The sequence below is a fragment of the Mycolicibacterium brisbanense genome, assembly GCF_001570425.1.
GTDB classification, from domain to species: Bacteria; Actinomycetota; Actinomycetes; order Mycobacteriales; family Mycobacteriaceae; genus Mycobacterium; species Mycobacterium brisbanense.
Genome location: NZ_BCSX01000049.1, coordinates 23,151 through 35,992, shown reverse-complemented (window position 1 = coordinate 35,992; position 12,842 = coordinate 23,151). Strand labels below are relative to the sequence as shown.

At 68.1% G+C, this 12,842-nt stretch carries 13 protein-coding genes; 6 read left to right on the top strand and 7 right to left on the bottom strand.

Annotated elements, in window-relative coordinates; genetic code table 11:
- Window positions 1-3 precede the first annotated feature (3 nt).
- The gene (locus RMCB_RS28065) at window positions 4-1,089 is read right to left on the bottom strand and encodes an S-(hydroxymethyl)mycothiol dehydrogenase (RefSeq protein ID WP_062831366.1); all 1,086 of its coding nucleotides are present in this window, start codon (window positions 1,087-1,089) and stop codon (window positions 4-6) included.
- A gap of 41 nt (window positions 1,090-1,130) precedes the next feature.
- Between RMCB_RS28065 and RMCB_RS28060 the strand changes: the two genes are divergently transcribed.
- From RMCB_RS28060 to RMCB_RS28050, 3 genes are all read left to right on the top strand, one after another.
- Window positions 1,131-2,036: a hypothetical protein gene (locus tag RMCB_RS28060; protein WP_062831365.1), complete on the top strand. Its 906-nt coding sequence runs from the start codon at window positions 1,131-1,133 to the stop codon at window positions 2,034-2,036.
- A 10-nt stretch (window positions 2,037-2,046) separates the two neighbouring features.
- Entirely contained in the window at window positions 2,047-2,880 is an 834-nt protein-coding gene (locus tag RMCB_RS28055; protein WP_062831364.1) for a serine hydrolase domain-containing protein, read from the top strand.
- A 115-nt stretch (window positions 2,881-2,995) separates the two neighbouring features.
- Window positions 2,996-3,508, top strand: coding sequence for a DUF3145 domain-containing protein (locus RMCB_RS28050; RefSeq protein ID WP_036424776.1), 513 nt, complete (start codon window positions 2,996-2,998; stop codon window positions 3,506-3,508).
- Between the two features lie 19 nt (window positions 3,509-3,527).
- On the opposite strand, the gene RMCB_RS28045 is transcribed toward RMCB_RS28050, so the two are convergent.
- The 4 genes from RMCB_RS28045 to RMCB_RS28030 all read right to left on the bottom strand — a co-directional run bounded on the left by RMCB_RS28045 (window position 3,528) and on the right by RMCB_RS28030 (window position 7,421).
- Window positions 3,528-4,049 carry a hypothetical protein gene (locus RMCB_RS28045; protein WP_234792266.1) on the bottom strand — a complete coding sequence of 174 codons (522 nt, stop codon included), beginning with the start codon at window positions 4,047-4,049 and terminating at the stop codon, window positions 3,528-3,530.
- 83 nt (window positions 4,050-4,132) lie between these two features.
- On the bottom strand, window positions 4,133-5,587 hold the full coding sequence (locus RMCB_RS28040) for a flavin-containing monooxygenase (RefSeq protein ID WP_072278559.1): 1,455 nt from the start codon (window positions 5,585-5,587) through the stop codon (window positions 4,133-4,135).
- The gene (locus RMCB_RS28035) at window positions 5,584-6,540 is read right to left on the bottom strand and encodes a patatin-like phospholipase family protein (protein ID WP_062831363.1); all 957 of its coding nucleotides are present in this window, start codon (window positions 6,538-6,540) and stop codon (window positions 5,584-5,586) included. The genes RMCB_RS28040 and RMCB_RS28035 overlap by 4 nt, the downstream gene beginning before the upstream one ends.
- On the bottom strand, window positions 6,537-7,421 hold the full coding sequence (locus RMCB_RS28030) for an SDR family oxidoreductase (protein ID WP_062831362.1): 885 nt from the start codon (window positions 7,419-7,421) through the stop codon (window positions 6,537-6,539). The genes RMCB_RS28035 and RMCB_RS28030 overlap by 4 nt, the downstream gene beginning before the upstream one ends.
- Window positions 7,422-7,527: 106 nt before the next feature.
- Here RMCB_RS28030 and RMCB_RS28025 point away from each other — a divergent pair, with 106 nt between their 5' ends.
- On the top strand, window positions 7,528-8,172 hold the full coding sequence (locus RMCB_RS28025; protein ID WP_062831361.1) for a TetR/AcrR family transcriptional regulator: 645 nt from the start codon (window positions 7,528-7,530) through the stop codon (window positions 8,170-8,172).
- Here RMCB_RS28025 and RMCB_RS28020 read toward each other — a convergent pair.
- The gene (locus RMCB_RS28020) at window positions 8,169-9,059 is read right to left on the bottom strand and encodes a diacylglycerol kinase (protein ID WP_234792268.1); all 891 of its coding nucleotides are present in this window, start codon (window positions 9,057-9,059) and stop codon (window positions 8,169-8,171) included. The two genes, RMCB_RS28025 and RMCB_RS28020, sit on opposite strands and share 4 nt — an antisense overlap.
- A 2-nt stretch (window positions 9,060-9,061) precedes the next feature.
- Window positions 9,062-10,630 (bottom strand): FAD-binding oxidoreductase, encoded by a 1,569-nt coding sequence (locus RMCB_RS28015; RefSeq protein WP_109784450.1) that lies wholly within the window; start codon window positions 10,628-10,630, stop codon window positions 9,062-9,064.
- A gap of 50 nt (window positions 10,631-10,680) precedes the next feature.
- Between RMCB_RS28015 and RMCB_RS28010 the strand changes: the two genes are divergently transcribed.
- Both RMCB_RS28010 and RMCB_RS28005 read left to right on the top strand, forming a co-directional pair.
- Complete coding sequence (locus tag RMCB_RS28010; protein WP_062831358.1) at window positions 10,681-11,265, top strand: TetR/AcrR family transcriptional regulator; 585 nt, start codon at window positions 10,681-10,683, stop codon at window positions 11,263-11,265.
- Window positions 11,262-12,824 (top strand): glycerol-3-phosphate dehydrogenase/oxidase, encoded by a 1,563-nt coding sequence (locus RMCB_RS28005; protein WP_062831357.1) that lies wholly within the window; start codon window positions 11,262-11,264, stop codon window positions 12,822-12,824. The genes RMCB_RS28010 and RMCB_RS28005 overlap by 4 nt, the downstream gene beginning before the upstream one ends.
- The last annotated feature ends 18 nt before the right edge of the window (window positions 12,825-12,842 follow it).

Sequence of the window (12,842 nt, the reverse complement as noted above, 5' to 3'; positions counted from 1 at the left end):
CGCTCATAGTACGACCACCGATCGCAGCACCTGACCGCCGTGCATCTTTCCGAAGGACTCCTCGACGGCATCGAGGCCGATGCGCTCGGTGACAAACTTCTGCAGCGGCAGGCGGCCCTGCAGATACAGGGATATGAGGGTGGGGAAGTCGCGTTCGGGTAAGCAGTCGCCGTACCACGAGGACTTCAACGATCCGCCGTGGGAGAAGAAGTCGATCAGCGGCATATCCAGCCGCATGTCCGGGGTCGGGACACCGACCAGCACGACGGTGCCGGCGAGATCGCGGGCATAGAAGGCCTGCTTCCAGGTTTCTGGGCGGCCGACCGCGTCGATCACGACGTCGACGCCGAAGCCGTCGGTGAGGTCCTGGATGGTTTTGACCGGGTCGAGTTCCCGGGCGTTGATGGTGTGGGTGGCGCCGAAGTCGCGGGCCCAGTCGAGCTTGGTGTTGTCGGTGTCGACGGCGATGATGGTCTTGGCGCCGGCGAGGTTGGCGCCGGCGATCGCGGCATCGCCCACGCCGCCGCACCCGATGACGGCGACGGTGTCGTTGCGCGTGATCGCCCCGGTGTTGACGGCGGCGCCGATGCCCGCCATGACACCGCAGCCGAGCAGACCGGCGACCGCAGGATCGGCAGCGGGGTCGACCTTGGTGCACTGACCTTCAGCGACCAGAGTCTTGTCGGCGAAGGCGCCGATGCCCAGGGCGGGCGTGAGTTCGGTGCCATCGGTGAGTGTCATCTTTTGCTTCGCATTGTGGGTGTCGAAACACAGCTGGGGGCGGCCGCGCTTGCAGGCGCGGCATTCCCCGCACACCGCGCGCCAGTTAAGAATCACGAAGTCGCCGGGGGCGACGTGGCTGACACCCTCGCCCACCGACTCGACGCGGCCCGCGGCCTCGTGTCCCAGCAAAAAAGGGAATTCGTCGTTGATGCCGCCTTCCCGATAGGTCAGATCGGTGTGACAGACCCCACAGGCCTGGATTGTCACCACAACCTCGCCGGGACCGGGATCCGGGATGACGATGTCGACCAACTCGACGGGGGCTTTGGCGCTACGGGCGATGACGCCGCGAACAATCTGGCTCATGCCCCCTAACGTAGTACTTAGGGAACCGAACCGTCCGCCCCATGCCCACCTTCGCGATACCGTTGGTTGTGGTCGACGATCGAACCGAACTTCTCGTCGTCGCGCGGTCGGCGTACCGGCGAAACGACTGGCGCACCAGCTACGAGTCCTTCAGTCGCGTGGAAGGTGTGCAGGCACTCGACACGGACGATCTCGCGGTTTTCGCTGCGGTCGCGTGGCGGCAGGGCCACGGCGGGGAAGCCGTGCGCATCAATGAACGCGTCCACAGTCGTTTGCTGCGCACCGACCCGGTTCAGGCTGCGGTGAAGGCGGCCGAACTCGGCCTGGCCTGGCTGGCCCGCGGCCATATCGCGTTGGCGAGAAATTGGGCTCAGCGGGCCGAGATGCTGCTGCGCGGTGTGCCTGAGAGCGGCGCCCACGGTTATGTGATGTATCTCACTGGTGTGATGGCGGCCGATGCCGACGAATCGACTCAGCTGGCGGAGGCGGCACGGGCACTGACGGGGATCGCCGGGCGCGTCGACGATGCGGGGGTGGCGACGCTGGCGCGGGTGCTCGAGGGCCTCAGCGCCGTTGCTGCGGGCGATGCCGCCGGGCTCGCGACGCTCGACGATGTCCTGCTGTCTGGTCTCGACGAGCGCGTGCCGATGGAGTGGGCCGGTGATGTCTATCGGCGGGTGCTGAACCTGGCGCAGCGTCGTTCCGACCGCGAGCGGCTGCGGGCGTGGACTCGGTCGATGGACCAGTGGTGCGAAACCACGCAGGCCTCGCCATCGGCCTACCGCGCGATCTGCGATGTGTACCGGCTCTCGGTGGAGTCGGGCCGCGACACTGCCGAGTTGGTGCGGCGAGGCGTCGACTTGCGTCGCCTGGTCGCCGAAGTCGACGCCGTCGCAGCCGGTTTGGCGGACGGGCTGCTTGCGCGTGGCATGGGGCGCACGGGCTAGTTTGCCTCCCATGAGCGTTGCGGATGTTCTGCAGGTCCTTGACGATTGGCCGGTGACAGCCGCGGCCGCCGCGGTGATCGGGCCGACCGGCGTGTGCGCCAGCTATGGCGATACGGCCAAGCCGTTCGCGCTGGCGTCGGTGACCAAACCGCTGACGGCACGGGCTGCGCAGATTGCGATCGAGGAAGGTGTCGTCGAACTCGACACGCCGGCCGGACCGCCGGGCTCGACGATCCGTCATCTGCTCGCGCACACCTCGGGCGTGGCCATGGTGTCGGACGACATCCTGGCCAAGCCGGGTACGCGGCGCATCTACTCCAACACCGGATTCGCGCTGTTGGCGCAGGCGATCGAGAAGGAGTCGGGGATCGAGTTCGGTCAGTACCTCACCGAGTCGGTGTTCGAGCCGCTCGGGATGTCGGCGTCGACGCTGACCGGGGGAGCGGAGGCTGCCGGATACGGGGGCACGTCGACCGTCGCCGACCTGGCGAAGTTTGCCCGTGAGCTGCTGCGCCCGGCGCTGGTCTCGCCGGCCATGCACACGGCCGCGACCGCGGTGCAGTTTCCCGGCCTCTCGGGGGTGCTACCGGGCTTCGGTGCGCAGCGGCCCAACGACTGGGGGCTTGGGTTCGAGATTCGCGACAGCAAATCGCCGCACTGGACCGGCTTGACCAATTCGCCGTCGACTTTCGGCCATTTCGGCCAGTCAGGGACGTTTGTGTGGGTGGATCCGAACGCCGATGTGGCGTTGGTAGTGCTCACCGACCGCAACTTCGGGGAGTGGACCTACCCGCTGTGGCCGGCCATATCTGATGGTGTCCTGAGAGAAATCGGGCCAGACTAGCGCAACATAGGCCACACAAGGCACAATAGACACGCGCGACACACAACTGCATTACTCGATCGGTATCGCTAGGTCGTTGGGGAAGACGTCCCTCGTGAAGCCGAAGGAGAAGCAGATGCGTGCGTCGAACCAGTTCGCCGACGCGGCGACGGGTGTGGTGTACATCCACGCCTCACCCGCGGCGGTCTGCCCGCATGTCGAGTGGGCGTTGTCGTCGACCCTGTCGGCGCGGGCGAACCTCAAGTGGACGCCCCAGCCGGCAATGCCGGGGCAGCTACGTGCCGTCACCAATTGGGTCGGCCCGGTCGGCACCGGAGCGCAGTTGGCCAATGCCCTGCGCTCCTGGTCTGTGCTGCGCTTCGAGGTGACCGAGGATCCCAGCGCGGGTGTCGATGGCCACCGGTGGTGCCACACGCCGCAGCTCGGTCTGTGGAGCGGGGCCATGAGCGCTAACGGCGACGTCATGGTCGGCGAGCAGAGGTTGCGCACTCTCATGGCCGGTGGTGCTGACATGCTCGCCGCCGAACTGGACTCTGTGCTCGGGACGGCATGGGACGAATCGCTTGAGCCCTACCGCGACGGCGGCGAGACCGGCGAGGTCAGCTGGCTCAACAGGGGAGTCGGCTGAGGCCGCCCGCAGACGACCGTCAGCCGCGCTGCCACAGGCAGTAGCCGGTGAGCCTGGCCGTGAACAGGTGGTCGCCGACCTCCAGGGTCAGGGGCCGGCCCGGGTCGGCTGCGTGGAACTCGGGCGCCGACGTCTCGCCGGGGGCGAGCACATCGACGACCTCGGCGCGGCACGCTGTTTCGTCGGTCTGCGGTGTCCCGGTCCATGTGCCCGCGTGTACTTCCGGATTCCGTCGGCCCTGACCGTGCAGGACCAGTTCGGGGCCGGTGGTCAGCCAGCGATCGGATGCGGGATACGGGTCGAGGTACGGCTGCCACGTGCCGCCGGTGCACTGCAGAAGATTCTTGGCGGTCCCGGTATCCGAGGCGGGCTGGGGCAGCTCTGTCAACGCGCCGTCGAGATTGTCGCCACAGGCAGAGCCGGCCTGCGGCGGCGTCGGGCCGGGGTCGGCGCGGGCGTAGGAGTCCGTGCCGTGGACGACGACCGCGCCCAGAGCGACCACCAACGCGCTGAAACGACCGATGTGGGTGACTGCATCCATGAGGCTCCGTACGAGTCGATCCATCAACCCGTCGAAACGTACCGTGCGCGGTTCAGCGCGTGCGAAGAACACGCGAAAGTGCCTCAGGCCGTACGGTAATGAGCCGGATCGGGTTCGGAGAGCATGTGGGTGAGCGTCGCGCGGTCGAACGGCCACAGGTCGATGGTGCCGTTGTCGGTGAAGTACCACGAGTTGCAGCCGGTGTTCCACACGGTCGGCCCGAGCGCTTCCGCCACTGCGGCGTTGAACTCGTCGGTGGCCGACTCGGTGACTTCCACTGCGGTCACCTCACCGGCCGCGAGCCGGTGTAGCCACTTCACGAGGTAACGCGCCGTCAGCTCTGCCGAATATTGCAGCGGGATGGAGCCGGTCGGCGAGTTCGGGCCGAGCACGGTGAACAGGTTGGGAAATCCCGGGATTGCGGTCATCCGGTAGGCCCGCGGGCCCTTGACCCACGCGTCGTCGAGCGTCATCCCGTCGCGGCCGATGATCCGCATCGGCCGCATGTAGTTGTGGGCGTGAAACCCGGTGGCCAGTACCACGAGATCGACGTCATGGTGTTCGCCGGAGGCGGTGCGGATGCCGGTCGCGGTGAACGCGTCGATGCGATCGGTGACCAGTCGCGCGTTGGGCCGGGTGATGGCGCGGTAGTAACTGCCCGACACCACCTGTCGCTTGCACAGCGGTTGGTAGTCCGGAGTGAGTTTGGCGCGCAACTCCGGATCCCGGATCTGCGCGCGCAGGCACCATCGCGCATACGACTGCACCAGCGCGCGGCGCCAGGACGGCTTGGTGACGATGTCGGCCAGAATGCCCGAGGCCCACAGCAGCCACCGATGGGTCGCGTCGTGCAGCGCCGGCCAGCGCCGCATGATGCGGCCGAACGCCTTCGGTTGCCGCAGCCCCATCGGTGCCCACAGGATCCACTGGGGCGACCTGGCGAAATGAGTGATCGTCTCCGCTTCGGGCTGCAACGCCGAAACCACCTGCACACCAGTCGATCCGGTGCCGATGACCGCGATTCGTCGTCCCGCGGTGACCACGTCGGGATCCCACCGGGCGGTGTGCACGATCGAGCCCTGGAAGGTGTCCAACCCGGCGATATCGGGCACGAACGGGTGGTGCAGCACCCCGGTCGCGCAGACCACGACATCGGCGGGCAGCGTGGAACCGTCACCCGTGGTTATCGTCCACGTGGAATCGGCTGCAGCATAGCGCATCTCGGTGACCTCGGTGTTCAAGCGAAGATATCGCTGCAGCCCGAAACGCTCGACGACGTCGCGGTGATACTGCTGAATCTCCGGGCCGCTCGCCCAGATGTGGCCCCAGTCGGGGTTGGGCGCAAACGAGAACTGATAGATCTGCGATGGCACATCACAGGTGAGGCCGGGATAGCGATTCCAGTGCCAGACCCCACCGACGTCGGACCCTTTTTCCAGAATCGTCAGATTCGTAAAACCCGCTTGGGTGAACGTGTACGCCGTGGCGATGCCTGCCATCCCGGCACCGACGATGACGATCCGAAGCTCGCGGTTCACCGGGCCCCCTCACTGATGGCCAGCGCCCGTGCCACCGTGGCCGGCGCGGTGCGCAGCGCTGCGTCGAAGGCTGCCCGCCGACGGTCGCGCCGCATGAAGTGGGCGCCCAGCCCGGCCAGATCGGCGTCGTCGGGACGGATGACCACCACCTGTGTGCCGCGTGCCCGCACGGCGGCCACCTCGCGCTCGAGTCCTTCCGACATCGGCCTGCGCAGCAGTCGCTTCTCCATGACGCCACCGAAACCGGCTGCCCGGTGGCCGCTCTCGGAGGCCATGGGTGCGATGACGTAGATGAGATCGGCGTCGTCGCGGGCGATCAGGTCGACCGATGCGGTCGAGGCCGCACCGCCGTCGACGAAGTGCCGGTCTCCGATGGTGACCGGCGGCATCCAGCCCGGGATGGCCCACGACGCGCGCAGTGCCTCACCGGTTTCTGCGCACGTGAGGAGCGATCCGGTTTCTGCGCGAGGAGCTTCGGGGGAACCGAACGCGACGCGTTCGGCCCGCCGATAGTCGAAAGCGACCATCCGCGTCCCGGGATGCGCCACCCAGCCGGAGACACCGGTGAAGCCATCGGCGAGGCGCTGCAGCCAGGTCGCGTCGCCGCGCCCGATCGGGGCCAGCCCTGTCGCCGCCGCGAGACCCCGCTGTGTGCGAAGCAGTCGCGGATTGAGCAACGCCGGCATGGGAATCGGCGGGAAACTGGCCGGGGTGTCGGCGATGTGGCGGCGCAACCGCTCGTCGGTGCTGGTGCCCAGATGCATCGCCACGAGGTCGTCCACCGATGCGCCGCCGCCGAGCATCGTGACCAGTTCGGCGCCCGCCGACGTGCCCTGCAACACCGAGGCGCCGGCAGGATCCCAGCCGGTCTGCTCGACCAGGGCGTGCAGCGCCGCGACGGCCCACGCCCCACCGATGGTTCCGCCGCAGCCGATGGCCAGTGCCGTCTTCATCGCACCGCCTTCGAATCGGCCTGCACGGCATGGGCTTTCGACTGCCGATCGAGGCGCTGCAGATAGTCCGCGCGCCCGGCCGTATCGATCGCCGTCAGGGCGCGCCGGTCGTCGATCTTGGAACGTACTGCGCGCTCGACGAATTCGGGGACCAGGGCGTCGACGAGCGCCCATCCGGGAGCGACCCAGGCCGGCACCGACGTACGTGCGGCACGCGTGCGCAGCGTGCGCAGGATGGCGCGCGCGACGTCGTCGGGATCCACCGTCGGCAGCCCGCCACCGAGTTGGACACCGGAGGACAACTCGGTACGGACGGCCGACGGCAGCACCGCCGACACCGTGACACCGGCGCCCGCGTACTCGCGACGCGCGGCCAGCGATGCACCGAGCGCGGCGAACTTGCTGGCGTTGTAGGTCACCATGCCGGGGATCGGGATCATGCCTGCCATCGATGCCACGTTGACGATGTGCCCGGCGCCCTGATCGATCATGGTCGGAACCACCGCGCGCATCCCGTTGAGCACCCCGCGGACGTTTACGTCGAGAATCAGGTCGGTGGTGGCTTCCGCTTCGGCTTCGAATGCGCCCAGCGGCATCACGCCCGCGTTGTTGACCAAGACATCGATGCGACCTTGGGCGTCGAGCACCTCGGCGACAAAACCGTCCCAGGACGTGCGGTCGGTGACATCGAGGCACGCGCTGCGACAATTCCTGATGCCTGCGGCCGTCGCCGCGGCGACATCGCCGTCCACGTCGCCGATCCACACCGTGGCGCCTGCGGCGCAGAACACCTCGGCGGTCTTGGCGCCGATGCCGCGGGCACCCCCGGTGATGACGACCACCGCGCCGGCAGCCGATGGCTTCTTCCAGGAAAACTGCACGTCATGCCTCCCGACGGGTCACCTCACGAGCATTCAAATACTGACGGTATCCGAATACTCTGAGTAAATTCAATACCCGGAGTGCACCTCGAACTATCATCAGCGGATGCCGCGGCTGACCAGGGCGCAACGCCAGGAACGGACGCGGGCCCAGCTGTTGCAGGCTGCCAAACTCCGCTTCCTGCGTCACGGATACGCTGCCACCAGCCTCGACGACATCGCTGACGACGCGGGCTTCTCGAAGGGCGCGGTGTACTCCAACTTCGGCAGCAAGCCCAACCTGTGCCGCGAGGTGCTGGAACTCATACACCGCGAAAAGTTCGACGAGATGGCCGAACTCGCCACCTCGGACGACGAACTGGAGGCTCGCGTAGCCGCGGTGAGCGCCTGGCTGGAACGGACCGCCGGTGATGTCGGCTGGACCATGCTCGAACTCGAGTTCGTGGTGCTGTCGCGCAACAACCCCGAACTCGGGGAGATGATCACGGCGCTGCGCAACGAGGCCGCGACGATGATCGTCGATGTCCTGCAGTCGATGTCGGCCAAACTCGGGTTCACCGAGGAGCAACTGGCGGGCAGCGACGTCGCGGCCAGCCTCGACGATCTCGGCAATCTCCTGCTCAGCGCCGGTATCGGGCTGGGGATTCAGCGGGCCGTCGATCCGTCGGTGCCCACGCGACCCATGACCGACGCCTTCGGCCACCTCGCCAAACTGCTGGCCGTGATGGGCTCGGCCGAGGACGCGGACTAGGGCACGAGGATCCGCACCGCGTGCGGTACCGCGGACACCGTGACCGGAAGGGCCGCAGCGAAATCCCCGTCGGCGTAGGCGTTGATGCCGGGGCAGTCGACGTGCACGGTCGCGGCTCGCTTGGTGGTGATTTCGGGCAGGTTGACGTGCGTGCCCTTGAACACCGTGGGGAACAAGCGAATCAGCTTGGTACGCGACGCCGAATGCGCCATGGTGACATCCAGCAGACCGTCAGAGTGATCGGCGCCCGGGCAGATCAACATGCCGCCGCCATAGCTACGGGTGTTGCCGAAGGCCGCCAGAGTCAGGTCGGTGGCGACCTCCGGCCCGTCGTCGAAGGCCAGCCGGAACGGCAGCAGCCGCAGCTTCGACAACTCGGCGACCATGGCCACGTTGTAGCGCATCCGGCCGTGCGGCCATGTCATGCGGTTGGTGCGATCACTGACCAGCGAGTCGAACCCGGCAGCCATCACGGTGCCGAACCACTTCACCACGCCCGAGCTGTCGACGATGCGGCCCAGATCGATGGTCTCGGTGCGGCCGGCGACGATCACGTCGGCCGCGGCCTCGGGATCGCCTGTTGGCAGCCTGAATTCGCGGGCGTGATCGTTCCCGGTGCCGGCCGGGACGATGCCGAGCGGCACGCTGCCCTGGGCCAACTCCTGCAGGGCCAGCGAGATCACGCCGTCACCACCGACCACCACGAGGGCGTCGGTGCCGGCGTCGAGGGACTCGCGGACCAGACGGCGGGCGTGCTGGGCGTCGGTGCCGACGATGGCGCACACGTCAAGGCCTTGCCGCTGAAACCGGGCGACGGCGCGTTCGGCGGCGTGCGGTGCGTTGCCGTGCCCGGACAGCGGATTGGTCAGCACCGTGACGCGGCTGATGCTCACGGAATCAGCTTGCCCGGGTTGAGGATTCCGGCCGGGTCAAGGGTGCGCTTGACGGCGCGCAGCACCTCCACACCGAGATCGCCGATCTCGGCTCCCATCCACGGCCGGTGATCGGAGCCGACCGCGTGATGGTGGGTGATGGTGCCTCCGGCGCGCAGCATGGCATCGCTGGCCGCGGCCTTGGCGGCCTGCCACTGCTCGATCGGATTGCCGTGCTGGGCGGCGACGACGGTGAAGTACAGCGAGGCTCCGGTGGGGTAGACGTGCGATATGTGGCACATCACCAGAGCCGGTGCGAGTGCGGTCGTCAACGCTTCGGTGACAGCGGCTTTCAACGCCGCGACATTGGACCAATTGGTCGCGGTCTCGAGCGTCTCGCACAGCGCTCCGGCGGACAGCAGGGAATCCCGCAGGTACGGCGCCCCGAACCGGCCGTGCTCCCACGCGCGGGCCGGGGCCTCACCCAGCGACGTCCCGCCGTGTTGTTCCAGCACGGCGCGCGTCTCGACATGGCGACTCTCGGCATGGGCCGCGGTGCCCTCGAACACCGTGATGGCCAGGCAGCCGCCGGTGATGCTCTGCTCGCCGATGCTTTCGGTGGTGGCCAGGTTCACGCCCGTCTCGACCTCGTCGGACAACCGGATCACGGTAGGGCCGGTCCCGGTCTGGGTGACGGCGCGCAGCGCGGCCGCGCCGGTGGCGAAGTCGGGAAACGACCACGCCTCGTAGCGGGTGGACTCAGGAACGGGGTGAACCCGCACCCGCACCCGGGTGATGATCCCGAGCACGCCTTCGGAACCCACGACGAGTTGGCGCAGATCCGGCCCGGCCGCAGACGCGGGGGCACGCCCGAGATCCAGCACACCGGCAGGCGTCACCGCCCGCACCCCGCGGACCATGTCGTCGAACCGGCCGTAGCCTGCCGAGTCCTGACCCGAGGAGCGGGTGGCGGCGAATCCGCCGATGCTGGCGAACTGGAAACTCTGCGGGAAATGCCCGAGTGAAAACCCGTGTGCACCAAGCATTCTCTCCGCATCAGGGCCCGTGACGCCGGCCTCCAGCTCGGCCTCGCCGGACACCTCGTCGAGGCCGATCAACCGGTTCAGGCGGCGCAGGTCGAGTGTGATGACAGCGCTGAGGTCTCCGCGCACCGGATCCAACCCGCCGACCACGCTGGTGCCGCCGCCGAACGGGACGACCGCGATGCGCTGGGCCGAACAGTAGGCGAGAAGCTCGGCGATCTCGTCCTCGGAACCGGGCAGCAGCACGGCGTCGGGAGCATCCTGTGGTTCGGAATGCTTGCGGCGCAACAGGTCCAGGGTCGACTTGCCGCCGGCATGCAGCAGCCGGGAGGTGTCGTCGGTCGCGCAGTGCGACGCGCCGACGATCGCTGCCAGTGCGGCGCGGTGCGTCTCGTCGAGCGCCGACGGCCGGAGCCGGACCGCTTCGGCGGTGAGCTCGGGCATCTGGATTTCGCCGACGCCGAGGGCCTGGTGCAGCAGGGCTCGAATCCCGTCGGACAGGGGTTTGGCTGCCTGGGGGTCGCCCCAGGCATTCCATTTCATCGGGGGCAGAAGCTGCTCAGCCGGGCGCGTCATGCGTTACAGTATTACACATGATGTCAATCAGTAACGATGCGGCGGGGGAGTCTCTGGGCGACCGGATCCTCGACGCGGCCGCCAGCTGTGTACTGGCATACGGCATCGACCGCGTCACCTTGGCTGAAATCGCCCGCCGGGCCGGGGTCAGCCGGCCGACCGTCTACCGCCGCTTCCCGGACACCCGCTCGATCCTGGCCGCGCTGCTCACCGCGCGGATCGTGCGGGTGCTCGACGACGTCGACAGCCCAGGGCCCGGTCGGGATGCCCTGGTGGCCCGTATCGTTCAGGTCGCACAACGCCTGCGGCACGACGAGGTGATCATGGCGGTGCTGCACACCGCGCCTGAGCTGGCCATGGTGTACATCGCCGAACGACTCGGCACCAGCCAGCAGATCCTCATCGACGCGGTCGCCGGCGAACTCAAACTCGCGCAGGAAGACGGCAGCGTACGCGGGGGCGACCCGCGTCAACTCGCCACCATGTGCCTGCTGATCACGCAGTCGGCGATCCAGTCGGCACAGATGGTCGAGCCGATCCTCGATGCCGATGCGCTCGCTCGTGAACTGACCCACGCACTGAACGGATACCTCGCGCCATGACCCGCTCTGCCGCACTCAACCGGGCCCGCCGGGTCACCGAACTCGCCGCACTGGCCGATGACGCGCAAGTCGATGTGCTCGTCATCGGCGGCGGCATCACCGGCGCGGGCATCGCGCTGGATGCCGCCACCCGCGGGCTGAGTGTGGCCCTGGTGGAAAAGCACGATCTGGCCTTCGGCACCAGCCGGTGGAGCTCCAAACTGGTGCACGGCGGGCTGCGCTACCTCGCGACGGGAAACGTCGGGATCGCTCGCCGCAGTGCCATCGAACGCGGAATTCTGATGACCCGCAATGCTCCCCATCTGGTGAAGGCCATGCCGCAGCTGGTGCCGCTGTTGCCCTCGATGAGCCGGTCGTCGCGGGCTCTGGTGCGCACCGGGTTCGCCGCGGGCGACGGATTGCGCAGGCTCGCCGGAACTTCCGCCACGGTATTGCCGCGGTCGCGGCGGGTGGATGCCGCCCGTGCGGTCGAACTGGCACCCACGGTGCGCACCGATGGTCTGGACGGCGCATTGCTGGCCTACGACGGTCAGCTCATCGATGACGCCCGGCTGGTGGTCGCCGTCGCGCGCACAGCCGCCCAGCACGGCGCCCGGATCCTGACCCGGCTGGCCGCGACCGGCGCGCAGGGTGATTCGGTCACGCTCACCGAGCAGGTCACGGGCGAGACGTTCGACGTGAAGGCCCGTGCCGTGATCAACGCCGCAGGCGTCTGGGCGGGCGAGGTGGACCCGTCCATCACGCTGCGGCCGAGCCGCGGTACCCATCTGGTGTTCGATGCCGCGGCCTTCGGCAATCCGACTGCGGCGCTGACCGTTCCGATACCGGGGGAGTTGAACCGATTTGTCTTCGCGATGCCCGAGCAGCTCGGCCGGGTGTACCTGGGCCTTACCGACGAGGACGCACCTGGCCCCATACCCGATGTGCCGCAACCGACTCCGGGTGAGATCGACTTCCTGCTGGACACCGTGAACACCGCACTGGCCACGACACTCACCACCGAAGACGTGCGGGGCGCCTACGCGGGGCTGAGACCGCTGATCGAGAGCAGGGCCGCGGACGTGAGGAGCACCAAGGGCAACAGCAGGACCGCCGACGTCTCCCGTGAGCATGCCGTCGTCGAATCACCCAACGGTGTCATCAGCGTCATCGGCGGCAAGCTCACCGAATACCGTTACATGGCCCAGGACGTCCTCGACCGCGCGGTCGCGCTGCGCGGCTTGCCTGCCACTGCCTGCCGCACCCGCAACCTGCCGCTGGTCGGTGCCCCGGCCAATCCGGTGTCGACGTTGCGCGCGCCGATGGAGCTGCCACTGTCCCTGGTGGCCCGCTATGGAGCCGAGGCGCCCAACGTCGTCGCTCAGGCCGGCTGCGATCGCCCGACCGAGCGGGTGGCCGACGGAATCGACGTGACCCGAGCGGAATTCGAGTATGCGGTGACGCACGAAGGCGCGGCGACGGTCGATGACATCCTGGATCGCCGCACCCGCATCGGGCTGGTTGCCGGCGACCGGGCGCTCGCCGCCGAGGCCGCCGCGGAGTTCCTGGCCCGGGTGTGATCGCGCGTATATTGACAC